The 17,053-nt window shown below is 62.3% G+C and carries 29 protein-coding genes; 11 read left to right on the forward strand and 18 right to left on the reverse strand.

Annotation, left to right across the window (positions count from 1 at the left end; genetic code table 11):
- From DIE15_RS12310 to DIE15_RS12390, 17 genes are all read right to left on the reverse strand, one after another.
- A complete protein-coding gene (locus DIE15_RS12310; protein ID WP_124833336.1) occupies positions 1-723 on the reverse strand; it encodes a hypothetical protein in 723 nt (240 codons plus the stop codon).
- A gap of 107 nt (positions 724-830) precedes the next feature.
- On the reverse strand, positions 831-1,136 hold the full coding sequence (locus tag DIE15_RS12315; RefSeq protein ID WP_124833337.1) for a hypothetical protein: 306 nt from the start codon (positions 1,134-1,136) through the stop codon (positions 831-833).
- Between the two features lies 1 nt (position 1,137).
- Positions 1,138-3,258, reverse strand: coding sequence for a portal protein (locus DIE15_RS12320; RefSeq protein ID WP_124833338.1), 2,121 nt, complete (start codon positions 3,256-3,258; stop codon positions 1,138-1,140).
- Complete coding sequence (locus tag DIE15_RS12325) at positions 3,258-4,493, reverse strand: PBSX family phage terminase large subunit (RefSeq protein WP_124833339.1); 1,236 nt, start codon at positions 4,491-4,493, stop codon at positions 3,258-3,260. The genes DIE15_RS12320 and DIE15_RS12325 overlap by 1 nt, the downstream gene beginning before the upstream one ends.
- On the reverse strand, positions 4,490-5,074 hold the full coding sequence (locus DIE15_RS12330; protein ID WP_124833340.1) for a Hin recombinase: 585 nt from the start codon (positions 5,072-5,074) through the stop codon (positions 4,490-4,492). Before DIE15_RS12330 ends, DIE15_RS12325 begins: the two co-directional genes overlap by 4 nt.
- Positions 5,074-5,265 carry a hypothetical protein gene (locus DIE15_RS12335; RefSeq protein WP_124833341.1) on the reverse strand — a complete coding sequence of 64 codons (192 nt, stop codon included), beginning with the start codon at positions 5,263-5,265 and terminating at the stop codon, positions 5,074-5,076. Before DIE15_RS12335 ends, DIE15_RS12330 begins: the two co-directional genes overlap by 1 nt.
- 6 nt (positions 5,266-5,271) lie before the next feature.
- On the reverse strand, positions 5,272-5,631 hold the full coding sequence (locus DIE15_RS12340) for a hypothetical protein (protein WP_124833342.1): 360 nt from the start codon (positions 5,629-5,631) through the stop codon (positions 5,272-5,274).
- A gap of 130 nt (positions 5,632-5,761) precedes the next feature.
- Entirely contained in the window at positions 5,762-6,046 is a 285-nt protein-coding gene (locus DIE15_RS12345; RefSeq protein WP_221624170.1) for a hypothetical protein, read from the reverse strand.
- Positions 6,047-6,106: 60 nt separating this feature from the next.
- Positions 6,107-6,514 (reverse strand): hypothetical protein, encoded by a 408-nt coding sequence (locus tag DIE15_RS12350; protein ID WP_124833343.1) that lies wholly within the window; start codon positions 6,512-6,514, stop codon positions 6,107-6,109.
- Positions 6,514-6,804 carry a hypothetical protein gene (locus DIE15_RS12355; protein ID WP_124833344.1) on the reverse strand — a complete coding sequence of 97 codons (291 nt, stop codon included), beginning with the start codon at positions 6,802-6,804 and terminating at the stop codon, positions 6,514-6,516. Before DIE15_RS12355 ends, DIE15_RS12350 begins: the two co-directional genes overlap by 1 nt.
- Positions 6,801-7,094, reverse strand: a complete 294-nt coding sequence (locus DIE15_RS12360) for a hypothetical protein (RefSeq protein ID WP_124833345.1) — start codon at positions 7,092-7,094, stop codon at positions 6,801-6,803. Before DIE15_RS12360 ends, DIE15_RS12355 begins: the two co-directional genes overlap by 4 nt.
- Positions 7,091-7,741: a hypothetical protein gene (locus DIE15_RS12365; protein ID WP_124833346.1), complete on the reverse strand. Its 651-nt coding sequence runs from the start codon at positions 7,739-7,741 to the stop codon at positions 7,091-7,093. Before DIE15_RS12365 ends, DIE15_RS12360 begins: the two co-directional genes overlap by 4 nt.
- A complete protein-coding gene (locus tag DIE15_RS37620) occupies positions 7,741-8,256 on the reverse strand; it encodes a DUF1064 domain-containing protein (RefSeq protein WP_260428236.1) in 516 nt (171 codons plus the stop codon). The genes DIE15_RS12365 and DIE15_RS37620 overlap by 1 nt, the downstream gene beginning before the upstream one ends.
- The gene (locus DIE15_RS12375; protein WP_124833347.1) at positions 8,253-9,377 is read right to left on the reverse strand and encodes a hypothetical protein; all 1,125 of its coding nucleotides are present in this window, start codon (positions 9,375-9,377) and stop codon (positions 8,253-8,255) included. Before DIE15_RS12375 ends, DIE15_RS37620 begins: the two co-directional genes overlap by 4 nt.
- Positions 9,374-9,697 carry a DUF4406 domain-containing protein gene (locus tag DIE15_RS12380; protein WP_260428237.1) on the reverse strand — a complete coding sequence of 108 codons (324 nt, stop codon included), beginning with the start codon at positions 9,695-9,697 and terminating at the stop codon, positions 9,374-9,376. Before DIE15_RS12380 ends, DIE15_RS12375 begins: the two co-directional genes overlap by 4 nt.
- Positions 9,698-9,890: 193 nt before the next feature.
- Positions 9,891-10,160 carry a helix-turn-helix domain-containing protein gene (locus DIE15_RS12385; protein WP_124833348.1) on the reverse strand — a complete coding sequence of 90 codons (270 nt, stop codon included), beginning with the start codon at positions 10,158-10,160 and terminating at the stop codon, positions 9,891-9,893.
- 164 nt (positions 10,161-10,324) lie between these two features.
- Positions 10,325-10,588 (reverse strand): ribbon-helix-helix protein, CopG family, encoded by a 264-nt coding sequence (locus DIE15_RS12390; protein ID WP_124833349.1) that lies wholly within the window; start codon positions 10,586-10,588, stop codon positions 10,325-10,327.
- A 236-nt stretch (positions 10,589-10,824) separates the two neighbouring features.
- Between DIE15_RS12390 and DIE15_RS12395 the strand changes: the two genes are divergently transcribed.
- The gene (locus DIE15_RS12395; protein ID WP_124833350.1) at positions 10,825-11,076 is read left to right on the forward strand and encodes a hypothetical protein; all 252 of its coding nucleotides are present in this window, start codon (positions 10,825-10,827) and stop codon (positions 11,074-11,076) included.
- Between the two features lie 12 nt (positions 11,077-11,088).
- On the opposite strand, the gene DIE15_RS12400 is transcribed toward DIE15_RS12395, so the two are convergent.
- Positions 11,089-11,319 (reverse strand): YdaS family helix-turn-helix protein, encoded by a 231-nt coding sequence (locus DIE15_RS12400; protein ID WP_124833351.1) that lies wholly within the window; start codon positions 11,317-11,319, stop codon positions 11,089-11,091.
- A gap of 113 nt (positions 11,320-11,432) precedes the next feature.
- On the opposite strand from DIE15_RS12400, the gene DIE15_RS12405 reads away from it, so the two are divergent.
- The 10 genes from DIE15_RS12405 to DIE15_RS12450 all read left to right on the forward strand — a co-directional run bounded on the left by DIE15_RS12405 (position 11,433) and on the right by DIE15_RS12450 (position 16,742).
- Positions 11,433-12,149 (forward strand): LexA family transcriptional regulator, encoded by a 717-nt coding sequence (locus DIE15_RS12405; RefSeq protein ID WP_260428238.1) that lies wholly within the window; start codon positions 11,433-11,435, stop codon positions 12,147-12,149.
- Between the two features lie 580 nt (positions 12,150-12,729).
- Entirely contained in the window at positions 12,730-13,077 is a 348-nt protein-coding gene (locus tag DIE15_RS12410; protein ID WP_124833353.1) for a hypothetical protein, read from the forward strand.
- Positions 13,078-13,177: 100 nt separating this feature from the next.
- Positions 13,178-13,312, forward strand: coding sequence for a hypothetical protein (locus DIE15_RS37625; RefSeq protein ID WP_260428239.1), 135 nt, complete (start codon positions 13,178-13,180; stop codon positions 13,310-13,312).
- Positions 13,313-13,314: 2 nt separating this feature from the next.
- Positions 13,315-13,524 carry a hypothetical protein gene (locus tag DIE15_RS12415; RefSeq protein WP_124833354.1) on the forward strand — a complete coding sequence of 70 codons (210 nt, stop codon included), beginning with the start codon at positions 13,315-13,317 and terminating at the stop codon, positions 13,522-13,524.
- Between the two features lie 8 nt (positions 13,525-13,532).
- Positions 13,533-14,171: a ribonuclease H-like domain-containing protein gene (locus DIE15_RS12420; RefSeq protein ID WP_124833355.1), complete on the forward strand. Its 639-nt coding sequence runs from the start codon at positions 13,533-13,535 to the stop codon at positions 14,169-14,171.
- Between the two features lie 163 nt (positions 14,172-14,334).
- On the forward strand, positions 14,335-15,060 hold the full coding sequence (locus tag DIE15_RS12430) for a 1-pyrroline-5-carboxylate dehydrogenase (RefSeq protein WP_260428240.1): 726 nt from the start codon (positions 14,335-14,337) through the stop codon (positions 15,058-15,060).
- 35 nt (positions 15,061-15,095) lie between these two features.
- Entirely contained in the window at positions 15,096-15,458 is a 363-nt protein-coding gene (locus tag DIE15_RS12435) for a DUF1566 domain-containing protein (RefSeq protein ID WP_124833356.1), read from the forward strand.
- Positions 15,459-15,484: 26 nt separating this feature from the next.
- Entirely contained in the window at positions 15,485-15,838 is a 354-nt protein-coding gene (locus DIE15_RS12440; protein ID WP_124833357.1) for a DUF1566 domain-containing protein, read from the forward strand.
- A gap of 29 nt (positions 15,839-15,867) precedes the next feature.
- Positions 15,868-16,350: a DUF1566 domain-containing protein gene (locus DIE15_RS12445; RefSeq protein ID WP_124833358.1), complete on the forward strand. Its 483-nt coding sequence runs from the start codon at positions 15,868-15,870 to the stop codon at positions 16,348-16,350.
- 14 nt (positions 16,351-16,364) lie between these two features.
- Positions 16,365-16,742, forward strand: coding sequence for a four helix bundle protein (locus DIE15_RS12450; protein WP_124833359.1), 378 nt, complete (start codon positions 16,365-16,367; stop codon positions 16,740-16,742).
- Positions 16,743-17,053: the final 311 nt, after the last annotated feature.

Here is a 17,053-nt window from a genome sequence, read left to right on the forward strand (position 1 = left end):
TCAGGAGCGGTTGCGACGACGCCATGCGACGTAATCCGCCGTCGTGGCAAACTCAGCCGGTTCAACCGGAGCAGACTTGCCGCCAACAGGCGAGATCGGCGCAGGCGCCTTCGATACGGGAGCGGGTTTCGCCTGACCGACCGTCGTTTCGAGACGGGCGAGCTCAAGCGCCATACGGAGCGGAGGAAGGGACAGCAGGCGTTCGGCTTCTTCGGGGTTCTGGCCGAGGTGGTGGAGCACCTTATGGCCGGAATCCATCGACGTGACCGCCTCCAGGAAGTCCTGCGATGCACCGCCGAGCATCTGGAACGTGCGCAGCGATGTATCCCAATCCGGGAACTCGGTCTTGCCGGCGTCGAACACCCTGTTGCAGGCCGTGTCGAACTTCTCCTGAGCGATGAGCCGGGTCGCTTCCGCGCGGATCTGGTCCGCAGTCATCGGCTGCGTCGTGGTCGTCGTCGCATCGGGTTGAAGCTCGCGCAGGCGCGCCTCGAGGGCTTCACGCTGCCGCTTTTCCTCATGCTTCTCCCGCGTCAGCTGGTCGATGCGCCGTTGTACCCAGTCGTTCTTGGGCTTTTCCTGCGGCTGCTGCTCGACTGCTGCTGCGGGTTGCTCGGTGCCCGGGGCCGTGCTCGTGTCAGCGGGCTCGTGCGCCTGTTCCGGTGTTTCCGTCGTCGGCGGTACGGTCACTTCAGTGGGTGCTGCCTGGTCTTCGGTTTGCATGGACGTATCCAAGAATTTCAGCCCGGTGATGCCGCGCCGGTACGGAAACGAAAAAGGCCCACTCCTTTCAGATGCGGGCCTTCGGGAAGAAGCTAGACGGTCCAGGGTTAGCGCTGGCCGCCGATGATGTATTGCTCGGTCGTCGGCGTGATCGGGCTCGCCGTGGTGTTCACGTACTGGATCGCCAGCGTATTCGCTGCGGAGACGCGCACGTTGCCAATCGACAGACCAACCTGGTGCGAGGGCTTGTTGACATCGATCGAGTCGCCCACCTGAAGGCCCGGCACCGTGAACGTCTGTTCGGCACTGGTATTCGCTGCGACCTGCGCCGGCGCAAGCGTCTGCGTGATGCGGTAGACGCCCTGAATCGGGGCGGTGGACCCGAGGTCCTGGAGGATGCCGGGATAGCTCATGTCACTGTCCTTGAGGTGCGGGCAAAGAAAAACCCGCACTCGGCGGGTTCTGGGGTTGCTGCTGAGGCTGTATTGGATCGGGTGGCGCAGGTGGCGCACCTTCCGGCGCACCGGTCTGCGTCATCTGCATGACGACCTGCGTCGCCACGTGCGCAACGAGCTGCGGATCGAGGGGCTGACCAAGCGCCTGCAAACGCTTCGTTTCGGCGTCGTATGCCTTGATGTTCGTATCTTGCTGTTCGCGACCTTGGCGCGCGTTCTGCAGTTCGGTAGATAGGTGCTCGATCATCTGGCCCATCTTCTGCATCTTCTGTTGCATGTCCTGCTCTTGCGGCGTCGGGCCGTTGCCGAGAATCTGCGGCGGGATGGTGCGGTGCAGACGCTCTGCAACCTCGTCGGCCATCGGGAAGTCGGCCGCCTTGAACAGCAGGTCGCCAGCCACCTTCATCAGCTCCTGATCCTGCGACATGATCTGCGTCAGCGCGTTGAATGCTTCCTGCCGGCGCGTCTCGTAGTTCGGGCCGACCTCGACGGTCACGTCGTAGCGACCGATGCCCGGATTGAAGATCAGCTGCACCTTGTCGGCGATCGACGGATGCGGAACCTGCTGCAGCGGTTGCTGCTGCTCAGGGTCGAGCTTCGCGAACGTCTCGGTACCATCCTCACCGACGATGCGAACCACCCGTTGGGTGTCGTAGATCTTCGGGATCAGGTCGATCAGTACGCGGCCCGTATAGCGGATCGCACGCGCCACGTTGTCGATGAAGTGGTACGTTGCGCGATCGCCCTGCCGCTGCCGCGCCTGGATCGCGACGCCGGCCTGCGCATTCGACTGCTGGCCGAACTGCTCCTGATACTGGCCCGAGGCCATCATCAGCTCCTGCTGGGCGTTCTGCATGCCAGTCAGGTATGCGTTCGCTCCAACCGGTGGCTGCTCGCGCGACGGGCGGTCAATCGGGTTGCCCTCCTCGTCGCGCGAGTTATACGGCAGATACGGCAGGTTGTCCTTGTTCGCGTTCGACCATTCGTTCTCGTACCCTTCGAACGCTTCAGCCGGCCCGACGAACGGCGTTTTCGTCTGCAACGCTATGTACTCGACGTTCGCCGACGACATGTAGTTGTACATGCGCTGCGCATCTTTCAGGTTCCGCGTATGGCCCTTGCGCTCGATCTTGCCGTTGATGACGATTTCCTCACCCACCACACGTACGATCGGGATGTAGCGGCCGGCCCATGGCTTCTCGTCGATGATCTTGTCGCCGGCGATCAGGTACCAGGTGATCTGTGGTTCGGTGATCTCGCGTTTCTGGATCGACTTGTCGTTCTCGATCACCTTACGCTCATCTGCGTCTTCGATTTCCGACAGACGAACCGGGCCGCGCACCGGATGGTTCACGAGCTTGTCGACCTTTGCCGTCTTGCGGAAGTACTCGCACACGCGGATCTTGTTCTTGCTGATCCAGCCATCGCTCTGCGTATCGTCGCCAAACACGACGCTTTGCGCATCCTCACTCGGGTAACGCGCCTCGTACTCGGCCTTCGCCATTTCCTCGAACACGAATGCAAACTTGGCGTCGGAGCCGTCAGCAGATTCGATGTCTGGATCGAGATAGATCGTCAGCGGGTCTTTCACACGCCGCAGGAAGATCTCCTGATCGAACGAACCGTCGTGCGCGTATTCGCAGACGATGCGCCAGTAGCCAAGGCCGCCCTGCACCGCGAATTCGGTCGCCGTGTCGTATACGATCTCAGCATGCGAGTTGTACTCGATGTGGCGCACGATGCCGTCGAGGATCTTCGCAATCTCGATGTCAGCCTCACCGTCGACCGGCAGCGTCTTGACGCTCGGCTTGTTCTGCTTCGCGTCGTTGATGATCTGCAGGTTGTGCTGACGGACCTTGTTGATAGTCAGGCACGGCCGCGCATCGCCCTCGCGCGTCGTGCGGATCTGGTCAGGCCACTGCCAGCCGTTGTCCGCATCGCCGTTCGAGAAGCGCAGGTCCTCGATGAATCGCTGGCGAAATTCGGACTCGAATTCCTGGCATCGCTCGAAGCGCTCCTTCGCTTCGGCGACGATCTTCGATTCGGGCGACGCAGGCGTCTCTTTCGGTTTGCGGGCCATCAGCTCATCCAAGCGCCGCCACCCATGACAGAGCGGCGCACAACGGGTTGTTTCGACTTCGCGGGTTTTGTGGCCCGGCGAGCGCCCTCACAGGCGTAGCGCAGGGCATCGATCACGTGGTTGTCCTTGTCCTCAAGGATCGGGAGCACGGCCCCCGTGAGCGGGTCTTCCTTGTATTTGTAGAGCGTGAGCTCATCGATCAGGTGCTTGCAGCGCGGGTGCACGATGATGTCGAACGACTTCAGGAACTCGACGCCCTCTTCCAACGACTTCGCGCCCTTGATCGCAGCGCGGATCTTCGGGAAGCCGTGCTTCTGCATATGGCTGATCGTTTCGGGCCGCGCGGAATCGGCCGTGATCGGCCACTTCTCGGCGTCGGGCACTCCCATAAACAGCTCCGGCAGGTTCACGATCTCGCAGCCGACCATGTACGCTTCGTGGTCGACGCACAGGCGGTTGCCGTCGATGTCGCAGCGGATCAACACCGAAGGATCAGATGCAAATCCCCAATCGGCACCGAGACGGAAAATCGTGCCTTGTGGCCGCTCGAATTCCTCGACGCGCCAGTTCTTGAACACGCGCGCTTCGCTGTTCTGGCGGTATGCACCGAGCCAGATGTGCGCGTATTTGTCCGGGTCGCGGCGCTTGTCGTATTCCATCTCTGCACGCAGCTCATCCGGGAACCACGGGTTGTCAGAGAAATTGACCTCGATCACGCAAGCGTCCGGAGGCAATTCCGGGCCGCGCAACAGCACGTCGACCGGGTCGGTTTCCTCGTCCGGGTTCCAGCTGAACCAGAGTTCCGAGCGCGGTTTCCGGATCGTCGGGCGCAGCAGATCCAGCGAACGCTGGCTGAGCGATTGCGCTTCTTCGATCCACGCGATATCGAACCCTTCGAGCGACTTGATCGAGTCGGCCGTGTGGTTCTGCATGCCCTGGAACATGATCAGGCCGCCGTTCGCCGCATTGATCTGCGAGTCGAGCACCTCGAAATACGCGCCCGCATTCAACGCCTCAATCTTGTTCTCGAGCAGCTTCTTCACCGAATGCTTGAGCGACTTCTGCACTTCGCGCACGCAGACGGCGTCCGTCTTCGCCATGATCGAGCGCTCGATCAGCATCTCACCGAAGAAATGCGATTTGCCCGAGCCGCGACCGCCGTGCGCGCCCTTGTAACGCGCAGGCTCAAGCAGCGGGAGGAAAACTCGCGGCGTCTCGATCGTGAGCTCGATCATGCCTTCGCATCCACAATGCGCCGCACGATCGATCCGATCTTGCCAACCTCGCCTGCGTTGATCTTCTCGATCTCGGACTTGTTTGCGCGAAGCAGGTTCAGGCCGATCTCGCTCGCGTTGTTCGCCAGATTGTTCAGCGCTGCAATGCCCTTCAGTGCCGCGACGCTGTCTGCCGCGAGCGGATTCGCATCGTCGATCTTCGCCGCCTGCTCGTTCGCAATGGCCGCGAGCCGATGCGCAGTCGCAGCACCGTATTCGGCGGCCGACGCGAGGTGCCCGCTGATATTCGTCAGCTTCTGCGCAAGGTCATTGACGATCGTCTGGCGCGCAATCGGCAATGCGGCGATCTGTTCGGAAATATCCTTGGCGCGCCGATCAGCTTCAACTTTCTCCTGTGCGAGCTCACGCAAGGGTTTCGCGGATTTTCCCCGTTCGGATTTATTCGGATTTATTTTTTTCCGGATCGTCGCTTCGTTGACACCGAAGACCTTCGCCAACGAATTAATCGACTCACCATCGACCAGATGACGACGCTCGACTTCTGCCCACTGCTCGGGCGTCAAAGCCGATTTGCGGCCCATCACTGCACCTCGGACAAATAGCGCCGCTCGATGCTGCCGCAGACGCCCGTGTCGATCATTTCGACTTCGACGCGGCTGCGGTCATAGCTGTCAACATCCTCGTCATAGCCGAAATCCGAGATCACTCGCACGCGCTTCCCGTCGTGCTCGCTAGCAGGGCAGCAGATTACGTGCGTGGCCTCGGTGCGCATACCGCGTTACAGCAGCTTCGCAAGGTGATCGCGCGCAGCCGCAACCTCGTGCGCGAACGTGTGGATGCCAGCTGCGATCTTGCGCTCGATCTCGGCGAGCATGGCGTCGAGCAGCATCAGGTGCGACGGAGCGTCGACGCCACCATCGACATCAACAGCACCGGGCGCATCCGTCGACGGCGCAGTCTCCATAGAGGCCGAAGGTACCAAGGCGTCAGCCGCGGCGCCCGCATCCGGGGCAGCGGCATTCGATTCCCCCGGCGCGACCGCGCCAGCCCCCTGCGTGAACGCGTTGTCGCTCGGCGGAAGCGTTTCGACCGGCACTGCGGGCTCGGTACTGCTCGGTGCTGCATTGATGTCGCTCATGTCATGCTCCGTTCATTGAGGGGATCGCTGCCGCGCGTCGCCAGCACGAGTTCCGGAATCCGGCGGAGACCACTGGCTTCCAATACGTCAGCAGCTGCCGAGGTTCGCGCACTCACGGCTTGCGGAAGAATCACTTCGTGGCCTTATGCTTGGCCGTGCGCTCGCCGCGCTTCGGGGATTCGCCGAGAACCTTGTCGGCCTTGGCGTCGATCTTGGCTTTCTCGCTGCCGGACATGCGCCCGGCGTTGACGGCCTGCGTCGCGCGAGCCTTGGCGTTCGCCGCGTGTGCACGATCATTGACTGGGTACGACCGATCCGGGCCCGCAAACGCCTTCGCGGGCAACTTGTCGCGTTTCTTCGCACTCATCGTCGCCATCGCCAGCTCCAATGCAAAAAGCCCGCTGGCGGCTGCCAAGCGGGCTTTCGGGAAATCAATTCGGCTTTCTCTGGACGCAACTCGTCCAACTGCGAGAAATCATAGGGCATTTTCGAGCGGCGTACAAGCATTCCGGTCAAGCAACCCGGCCGCAATCATCTGCGGGCAAAGGATAGCTTTCGCGCGCTCGTACTCGGCACGTATATTCGATCCATGGCCGAGACGCGCACTCGACCAAACCTCTGCGCCGGCCGAGAAGTTGCGCATCTCCGTGTTGATCGCGACGCGCGCGCGCAGGTCGAGCTTCTGGATCATCGGCTCGATGATCTTTCCGACGGTCTTCTTCAACTGCCAGTCGACCTCCTCGTTCAGATCCTCGTATTCCATCCATTGACGGCTCGACCGGAACTGCGCGGTGCTGCTATCGAATGCCTGGTAGCCGACGCCCAGGTTGTAGCCTTGGCTCCATTCGTACCAGTCGAGCAGCAATTCATCGATTCGATCCATCAGTTCCCTTCCTCCATGTTCCAGTTCAGATCGCCGCTTGCCAGAAAGGCAGAAAGGGATCGCCGGTTCTCCTTCACCGTCGCCTCGACGCGATAGGTGCCATCGGCATTCCAGCCACGCGCCGCCGCGAAGACGCGATACTTCTCGGGCAGATCGACATCGACGAAGATGAACGCGCCGCCCTTCTCCGAATCGATCACCGGTCCAACAAGCCGCTGCGCGAGGCATTCGAACTTTTCGTATCCGTCAGCCGATGCAAACGGAAGCGTCATGCGCACGAGCAGCCTCATCCGTACAGCCTCTCAAGCGTCGCGTTCAGAAGGTCGATCTGCGTCACCTTCAGGATGCGCAGGTATGTCTGGTCGCCATGCACGCCGTTCTTGCCCTGGTGGCAGTCGTCATGACAGAGCGGGACCGTGCAGAAATCCCCAGCGCGCTGCGCGCCGCCGTGACCGACACGCACGTGATGCACATCCGTCTTGCTCTGCTGCTTCCGGCCGAGTAGGTAGCAGCAGATGCACTCCATACCTGCGATGCGGCCCATGTGCTCACGCTCGCGCTTGTTCGATCGATGGCTCATGCCGTCACCTGCTGAATCAGCGAAGCGAAGGGGTCGACACGGCCGGCGCGGATCCGGGAGCGCTCGCGGAATGCGCGGCACGCATCAGCTGCGGTGCGCGGCGGGCGCCGCGGCGCATCCGGACCGCTGCCGAGTTCCCAAACCGCCGCGCCGCCGACGCGCTCCCAATCAGCGACGCGGAACTTCGTGCCGCGGTTCTTCGCGAGGACCTTCCCGATCGCGTTGATCGAGCCGCCAGTCCGGGTCGCCAACTGCTTTACCGTCATCCGGCCGCCGTTGGCGAGCACGTCTTCGATCGCGCGCTCGATCCACGAGTAGCCCGTGCGGCCGGTGCGCGTCTTCGTTCCCGACAGGCCGAGGCGCTGCGCCTCGCCCTTCGCGGCCAGATAGCTGCGGTGCGGCAGCAGCCGGCGGACGCCGAGCTTGATCGACTCGTTGCTGCTGTAGATCTTCCGGAGCCTCGCCTGCTCGTCGGCCGACCAAGAGACCGATTCCTTGAAGGCGATGCCTTCCTTCGACGCGTAGAGGCGCGCTGCCGCCCATGTGCGGCCCGGCAGGCGATGCATCTGCGAGAGCAGCGTCTCACCAGACTCGGCGATCTGCTTCATCGTGGCGATCTCGTCGTCGCTCCAGCGCTTGCCGCCCATCAGAACACCTCCCGAATCCACTCACCCTTCACGCGCCGCACGGCGATGAAGCGGTAGTAGGGATAGAGTTCGGCGGCGACCTTGATCTTCACGCGGGCGTCGTCGGTCCAATGACCCTTCACCTCGTGAATCTCGCGTGTGCCGTCTGGCAGCACGATCGAGAAGTCCGGCGTGTACCATGTGCGATCGGCGAGCCGCAGCTTCAGCGACTCGAATTTGAACTCGAGGATCTCGCCGACGTGCACGCGCGCTGCGAGCTGCTCCGCGTATGCGGCCTCGGTCTTGTTCATGCGGCCGGCCGGCAGTCGGCCGAGCGCCTGCATGCGCTGCAGCGGCGTCGCTGCGACCGCGGCCGGCGTCGCGCTGATCAGCCGTGCGATCGTCGGCTCGAGCGGAACGGCAGCGGAAGACGTCAGGCGCGCCGCCGTGTCAGCGAGCATGCCGCGCACACGCGCGGTGCCGAACATGCCACCGGCGATCGCGCTCTCGGGATAGCGAAGTGCGCTCTTGCTCATGATGCGAAGTCGTCCACGGGCATGAGCGCGTCGCCGAAAGTGGCGCGCGCGAACTGGTAGAGGTCGACGGCGTTGAAACGCTGAGCGTCGGTAAGCACGTGCTCGATGGCGCGCGGCTCGCGCGACGCCCGCGCGACCAGGACGCGGTAATACCGCCAGTCCTCGTCCTGCTTGCGCTCGCGCATACCCAGCTCAGCGCCGCGTGCCTCGGTGCCGACCTGGGTCAGGTGCCATTCCATGGGATCAGCAGGTGCGGCGGCGGCCGGCGACATGGCGTCGTCGATGAACGTCGACACGAAGCCCGCATAGGCCGGTCGGTCATCGCTGTCGCGCTTGCGCGCCGCCACGGCAAGCACATGCGCCGCGCGCAGTTGGTTGGGCGTCACACCCTTCCCGATCCATGTCAGCACGTGGGCGCGATCTCGACTTCGGTCGATCGACAGATCCTTGCCTCGCTCACGCTCAAGCGCGATCAGCAAGTCGATGAGTTCGAGCTCGGTGTTGGCTTTTTCGTTTTTCGAATCAGCAGCAACAGCAGCAGAGTTATCCACAGGCCCACTTTCGCGCGCCTCTGCTGCTGTAGTCTCTGCTGTAGTCTTTTCTTCGTTAACGAATGCGAGATTTGCTGCTTCGGGGGCGCTAGGTTCCCGCGCTCCCGATTCAATGATTCCCGCATCCGCCAATGCTGGAATGTCACTTTCCCGAATGCTGGAATCTCGCTTTCGGGAGCGCGAGTTTTTCGCTTTCGGGGATGCTTGATTCTCGCTTTCGGGATCAGCACCCTCTTCGGCAGCGCTTGAGCGCATTTCCATCAGGCGCTCAAGCACGTCCAGATCCAGGCGGTAATACATCTTGTGCTCGAGGCGGATATGCTTCTCAATCAACACGCCACGCTTCTTCAGTGCCTTGCGCGCGGTCTCCTGCTCAGCCCGCGACATGCCTGTTTCAGCCTTCAATTCTTCGGTCGTCTTGTGCACGCCGAGATCCGACGTGGAACGCTTCGACCAGTAATAGAGCTGGCAGAACAGCACAGCCGCATTCACACCGCCGAGCGTGCTCGCTAGCGCCGGGTAGTAGGCAACGGGGTGACCGACGTTTTCGAGAAAGTCGGAGAGCCTCATGCCGCCAGCCTCTCGACGATATCGACCGCGCGGAACACGGCGTGCCCGAGCAGCATCGCGATCGTGTATTCGAGCCGTGCGCCGCGCGAGTGATGCCAGCCTTCCAGCATGGCGATCGCATCGCAGTCGACCAGGTGCTTGATGTCCGTCCGCATGCACTGCAGCCAGTCGGCCGCCGGATCGGCGTTCAGTTCGGCCGGATTTACCACGTCGTAGCCGAGGGCACGCAAGCGCGCCGCCTCGGCATGGAAGGCCGGGAAATTCAGCTGGGGATGCCCTGTCATCGGGCCGGCAACGTAGATGCGCATGGCGGCCTCCATCAGTGCCCGCACGGCAACACACCGCCGGATTCGCGCGCGCCGCACGACAAGCACATACGGCCAGCGGAAGGCCGCTCTGCCGGAGGGATGGCGCGATCGAGGGGAGAGAACCGTGGGCGCGGAGCCACCGCAACGCGCTCGAGCACATCCCGATAGAACGCGTTGCGCATCGATTCGGACATGGAGGCGAGCGTCATGCCGTCACCTCGGCGCCGAGCAGCACGCGGAAGATGCGGCCCCTCCCCGGCGCCTTCATCACCTCGATCAGGCCCAGCTCGACGAGCGCGTCGATACCGCTCCGCACCGCGCTCTCGCTCAGGCCGCACTTGAACGCGAGGTGCTGCACGGTCGGCCAGCATTCGCGGTTGTTCAGGTTCGCCGCGCGAGCGATCGCGAGCAGCACGATCTTCTTCACGCTCGGGAGCTCGATCTCCCACGCGAGATTCTCGTGATGAAGGCTCATTGGGGGTTCCTCAGGCAAAAGATGATCGACACGGCGATGCACGCCGCCATGCCGAAGGTCAGAATGTCGGCGTCCATCAGGTAGTCACCCGACAGCCCAGAAAAGCGGCGCGAACGCGCGCGTGCCGATGCCGACCCAGAGGGCGAGCATGCACAGAAGGGCCATTACTCGCCCTCCTCTGGACCGATTCCCGCCACCATCGCGAGGCGCGCGCGATGTAGTCTCACGACGTGATCTCGCCCATACACGCGCACCATGATCAATTCCCGCAGGAATTCGGACAGGTTCAGACCAGCATCGCCAGCGAGGCGATCCAGTTCATCGCGCGTGTCGTCGTCAACGCGGGTTTTGATATCGACAGTGAGCTTGCCGATCGTGCTGCTTGACCGTGGTCTTGCCATGCCTTCACCTATCTGTTTGTCGTCCACGTACGCGGCCTCGGGTCAATCTTGTTGCTCCCTGATGCGTCTATCGTTATGTGTGCTGCTGCGGACCGCTTTCGATTGGGCTGCGGGTTATACGACGGCTGGTAGAGCGGGACCGCCCCGACCTCATCGACTTGCGACAAAACTGAGATCAACGCAGATCCCGTAAAAAGCGGAGCCTCCAGCCATGCCAGAATCGCGTACCCCTACGTCAATCCCTTCCATGAAAGGAGGCTCCTGTGAGCAAAAAAATCATCGTCGTCAAACCCGAGGGTGTGTCGGTCGGCACCATCCCCGGCGATGTCGCGCTCATGTTCCATACCGTTGGAGCGCAGCTCGGACTTGTCGAAGACATTCAGCTGACTCTTCGTCTGTCCCCCGACGAAGCTCGCCATCTGGCAGCTGCATTAGGACGTATGGCGGACAAGGCCGAAGATCGATCCGCTCTCCCGATTCAGCCGATTCAAGAAGGGCCTGCAACGAAGCAATAGGCTCGGCCGAAGTCATGCCGCCTCCTGTTGGGGGTCGGCGACGGTTGGTTCTGGGTAAAGATCGGGGCGAAGCTCGTGCCGGCTGATGCCAGAGATGCGCTCGATTTCGAGAACACGCTCAGATGGGACGCGGCCGGAGGCGCACATCTTCTGGACAGCCTGCGGTGTGCAATTGAGCTTGCGAGCGAGGGCAGATTGACCGCCGACTTCGGCACAGGCTCGCTTGATTGCAGAGGTTTCCATAGAGCGCTTATTCCGGTTGGGTTGCCTACAACCGAGAGAGTACAACTTACAACCGAAACTTTCAACCGAGATTTGCAATGCGCCCTACAACTGATGCTTGTACGATGCGGGCCATGGAACCAGAAGAAATCGGAACGCGCATTGCGCGCCTGCGCGAAGCGAAGGAGCTCTCACAGTCGGATCTCGCCCGCGCACTCGGCATCTCGCCGCAGGCCGTCCAGAAATGGGAGGACGGCGGACGACCTCGTTATGGGCGTCTTTCCGCGATCGCGGAAGCTCTCAGCGTTACCTTTGCTCAATTAATTAAAGGGACAATTTACGAAAACTCGTTACAATTGCTGGATGTAAGTTCGGAGGGCGGCGCAGACACGAAAGCCCCGTCTCCGGCGCAGCGATTCGGGGAAAAGAGCTTGAACGTTGAGGGGAAGCTGCCCCTGATCTCGTGGGTTCAAGCAGGGGAATGGGCTGATCTGGTGGGTTCGTTTACAGAGCACGACGCAGAAGACTGGATCCCGTGCCCGTTCAAGCACGGCAAAGAATCGTTCTGCCTGCGGGTCGTCGGGGAGTCTATGTATAACCCGGGCGGCGACAAAAGCTATGCACCAGGCGACTTTATCGCGGTGGACCCCTCTCGCGATCCAATCAATCGAAGTATGGTCGTCGTGCGCCTCACTAACGACGATCGCGCGACGTTCAAGCAGCTCATCATTGATCCTGACGGCACTCGTATGCTGAAGGCGCTGAATCCTGATTGGCCCATGCCTTACATTCACATCAATGGAAATGCTCGCATCGTCGGTGTTGTAATCGGGAAGTGGGTGCCGGAATAATTCCTATCCCTGCCGGAGACCCGACGAATGAGATTGAAGATTCTTGCGAGCGCCGCCCTTCCCGTCGCCCTGGCGGGATGTATGACTTGGAGTGGATTCAATGAGCAGCTTGGCGGCCTAGTCGGCGAACCGCTCGATCTGGTGATTCAACGGCTCGGATACCCGAACGGGGAGCGTCAGATTGCTGGTCACCATGTTTATATTTGGTCGTCAAATTCCACTGGCATAATTTCGATGCCTCAGACCACCTATGGGACCGCTACCGCCTTCAATAGATTCGGCACGACGACAGCATATGGATCATCCACGAGTTACGTCCCGATGACAGTGGGCTATAACTGCGAAATCCTGCTCGAAGTCGATATGTCGAATCGAATCCGAAGCTACCAGTACAACGGGAACATCGGAGGCTGCTCGCCATATTGGCGCCGACTGAAAACGGACTAGACGCGCTATCGAGTACGAAACGCCCGCATCAGCGGGCTTTTTTTCGCGCCTCACTACAACTTTCACTTGCACACATAAGTTGTAGGTTGTAATCTACGGTTGTAGGCACATCAACCAGACGAGGCAGACCTCCATGTTCAAGAACCGTATCGCCATCGCAGCCGGCAGCGTCGCGGCTGCGTTGCTCGCGCAGATCCTGCCGTCGCGCGGCATTCCCGTTGATGTGCTTCCCGCAAGCGGCAAGCGGGCGACGCGCATCGTTGCGGGCCGACCGCCGAAGTCGAACGCACCTCGCCTGAAGCGCCCGCGCACGCCGGCCGACTTCGACGCTGTGATGCGTGCCGAGCAGAAGCGCCAGCGCAAGGCGCGCAAGCTGCGCTGGGATAACGCCGTCCACCTCGCGACGTACTACTTCACCCGCGACGCTGTGATCGCGGCCGAGGCGCTCGACGTGTATCACGCGATCGAGGCTGTCGCATGAAGCCCCGCGCCGACTGGCTGCCGCTCGCCGTGCTCGCCCTGTTCTATCTGCTCGGTTCGGCTATCGCGCCGCCGCTCGATCGCCTTATGGGGCTGTGGGCATGAAGGCGCTACTCGTCTTCTGGGCGAAATCGTTCGCCGCCCTGCTCGTCATCGTTCTGGTGCTCGCACTTGCTCAGCAATGGGACGAAGCCGATACCGCGCGCGTGCGCACCAGCATGCTGCGGAGCGCCTGACCATGGCCGGCCCGCCTCCCGTCACCGACGCCATGATCGCGCGCGAATTCCGCCTGCAGCGCTGCCGCGGCTCGGCCGTTGACGCGATCACCAACCCGCTCATCCGCCGCTGCCTCGCGCTCGGCGCGGAAGCGCGCGCCGTCCGGGAAGCCACCACCGCCCCCTCCCCCACCCGCGACGCGAAATCCCGCGCCGCCAACGACAACGATTGAGGCATTCCATGACCGAATTCGGAAACTCCCTTATCTACGACATCGAGATCGCCAAGGCGATCTTGGGCCGCGGCGAAACGCGCGTCGACGGCATCCAGTACTGCGACGGCTGGCACGACCATGCCGGCATGGGGATCAGCGTCATCGGCGCGTACGACTACGCCGAGTCGCGGTACCGCGTTTTCTGCCGCGACAACTTCGAGGAATTCTTCGCGCTGTGCGCTGACCGCGCGCCGCTCGTCTCGTTCAACGGAATCGGCTTTGACGACAAGGTGCTCGCCTGCGAATCCGGCTTCACCGATGGGTTCTTCCCCGATGTGACGCGTTACGACCTGCTCGCAGAGATTTGGCGCGCGGCCGGCCTCGATCCGACGTTCGGCGGCAACTCGCATACCGGCTACGGCCTCGACGCGACATGCGAAGTGAACTTCGGGATCCGCAAGTCAGGCAATGGCGCGCACGCGCCGATCGCCTGGCAGCAGGGCCGTATCGGCGAAGTCATCGACTACTGCATCAACGACATCCGCCTGACGAAGCGACTGTTCGATTGGGCTGTCATCCATGGCGAAGAGATCGCTCTTGCGAAGACCGGCGAATCAGTGCGCCTTCGCTCGCTTGAGCAAGTTGAGCATCCCTTCATCGACTGATTTCCCCATGGCCGCCGCGCGTTCCCTCGTATCGCGCGGCACTTTGGGGCGGAAGTCTCGCCCCGCTTTTTCCACCGGCTTCAACGGTGGGTGCTCGGAGTGACGGGTGGGCGCCGTCACAACCAGGCCTGCAGCGCCGGCGATTCATGCTACCCGCTGCCATATGCGAGCCGAGCACCCACCCTTGAGGCTTCCACCTCAAACACGTGAGGACAGCATGACGGAAGACATCGAAACCTTCCTCGGCACCGTGGCCGAGGCCACCGCCAAGACGGTCGCGACCGGCATCGGTCTGCCGCACCTGGACGTCGTGAAGGCGATCAACAAGATGCATGCAGTTGGCCAGGTCGAGCGCGAGAAGCGTGTCGGCGGCGACAACGAGTACGTGTACTGGCTCGCGCGCGGCACGCCGGCGGCAGCTGAGTCGGACCAGGATGCTCCGGTCGTTTCCAGCCCCACTCTCGCTGAAGCGATCGCGAGCCTGCCTCCCGCGGCTGTCGGCCATGTCGATAGCGCGCATGTCATTGCCGAACTGCACGCCACCATCGAGCGGCTCACCGCGGAGAACGCGGACCTCGTCTCGGACGCCGCGAGTCAGATCTCGCAACTGCAGATCGAAAACGCCGAGCTGAAGCAAAAGGCGGACACCTGGCGCGCGAACGCCGCGACGCTCGAAGCGCGCATCGACGAGCTCACGCTCGGCCCGGTCGGCGCTCGCGCACCGTTGTTTGTGACCGTCGGCCGCAACTGCAAACCGCAGCGCCACGAATCGCTCGAGAAGGCGCAACGCCGCGGCCGCGCCCTCGTGCGCAGCGAAAAAGAATCCGAGGTGCTCGTGCTCGAACCGGTCGGCCGGATCGTGCGCGGCACCGAATGGATGCCCCGATAGCCCCCGCACTTCCTCAGCACCCACCAGGAGAAACCATGCAGATCCAGCTTCCACCGCTCGCCGAAGGCGAGATCTATCTGTGCGGCATCGTCGATTCCAACGGCGATGTCGAGCACACCGTTCTGCTTCCCGGCGAGAACGGCCGCGCGTCGTGGCAAGCCCAGATCGACTGGGCGAAATCGCGCGGCGGTGATCTCCCGACGCGTGCCGAGCTCGTGATCGCATACGAGCAGCGCCGCGACCAGTTCGAGAAGACCGCGTACTGGTCGAACACGCCCGACGACGATCCCGAATATTCCGGCTGGGCCTGGGCTCAGGGCTTCAGCAGCGGCACCCAGAACGACACCCGACAGCGCACCCAGCTGCGCGCCCGGGCCGTCCGCAGATTCAAAAATTAATCTATTCATCCATTCAAGGATCAGCCATGCAGCAACTGCAAATTCCGCCACTCGCAGAGGGCGAAATCTATGTCGGCGCGATCGGCGACAAGAACGGTGACTTTCATCACGTGATCCTCCTGCCGGGCGACAACGCAGCCGCACCCTGGAAGGATCAGATCGCGTGGGCAAAGAGCATCGGCGGCGACCTGCCGACGCGCGTCGAGCAGGCGCTCCTGTTCGCGAACTGCCGTGACTCATTCGAGCGCGACTGGTACTGGAGCAACGAGCCCGACGGCGATCGCTGGGCCTGGTATCAGTACTTCAGCTACGGCACCCAGTACGGCAGCCAACAGCGCAGCCAGCTGCGCGCCCGGGCCGTCCGCAGATTGCCGATTTAACCCTTCATCCATTTCAACCGGAGCATCGCATGACGACCACACTCGCGGCCATCGAGGCCGCACAGTCGAAGCTCGCTGACGATCACGCCCGCATCAACGCGATGATCGACGAGCTCAAGAAGCTGCCGCGCGCGACCGAGTATCGCGTCGACGCAGTCACGATCCCGCTCGCAGCTGGCGAGCGTTTCGTAGGCTCGATCCTCGACGAGGACGGCGCGTTGACCCACTACCTGATCCTGCTCCCCGGCGAGGCCGAGGACGTGACGTGGGCCCAGGCGTGCGAATGGGCCGAGCAGCAAGGCGGTGAACTCCCCTCGCGGCGCGAGCAGTCGCTGCTCTTCACGAACCTGCAGGGCGAGTTCGAATCGGCCTGGTACTGGTCCGGCGAGGAAGCGGAGACCTCCGGCTGGGCCTGGTATCAGAACTTCTGCAGCGGCACCCAGGACTACGACCAGCAGTACGACCAGCTGCGCGCCCGGGCCGTCCGCAGATTCATTCCTTCAGTAATTTGACCATTTAGACCATCGTGGCCCTGCACACCCAACTGCCAATTTACCGCGCTGCCGAAGGCCTGCTGGATGTCGTGACCGATGTCGTCACGAACATGCAGCGGGACTTCAAGCGATCGATCGGCGAGAAGATCAACGTCGAGTGCATCGAGATCATCGTGCTCGTGTACCGCGCGAATGTCGCAGCAGACAAGTCGCCCCACCTGTCGGAGCTCATCGAGCGGCTGCAGGTGATCAACCTGCTGCTGCGGCTCGGCTTCAACAAGCGCAAGGTCGACAAGGGCGCCTACGGGCGCGCCGTCGAGCTGACGACCAGCATCGGGAAGCAGGCCAACGCATGGAAGAAGTCCGCAGGTAATCGCCCGCTCCAGGGAGGTCAAGGCTTCCATGGCTGAGCGATCTTTCAATCTGGTCGTGCCGCTGCCCCACAAGGGCACCGCTATGCGCAATGAGGAAACGCGCCGCCAGTGTGCGGCGGCGTCCAGCGCAGTTTCCCGGCTGAGCAATCGGTCGGGCGACGTAGATAGCACGATTCTTCCGGCTGGGCCTGGTATCAGAACTTCAACAACGGCAACCAGAACAACAACCAACAGAACAACCAGCTGCGCGCCCGGGCCGTCCGCAGATTGGAACGACGGATTCACGTTCGCCGAGCTCGTCGAGGCCTACCTCGACTGCCGGCGCACGAAGCGCAACACCCCGGCGG

The organism is Burkholderia sp. Bp9031, from assembly GCF_003857965.1.
In the GTDB taxonomy this organism is placed as follows: Bacteria; Pseudomonadota; Gammaproteobacteria; order Burkholderiales; family Burkholderiaceae; genus Burkholderia; species Burkholderia ambifaria_A.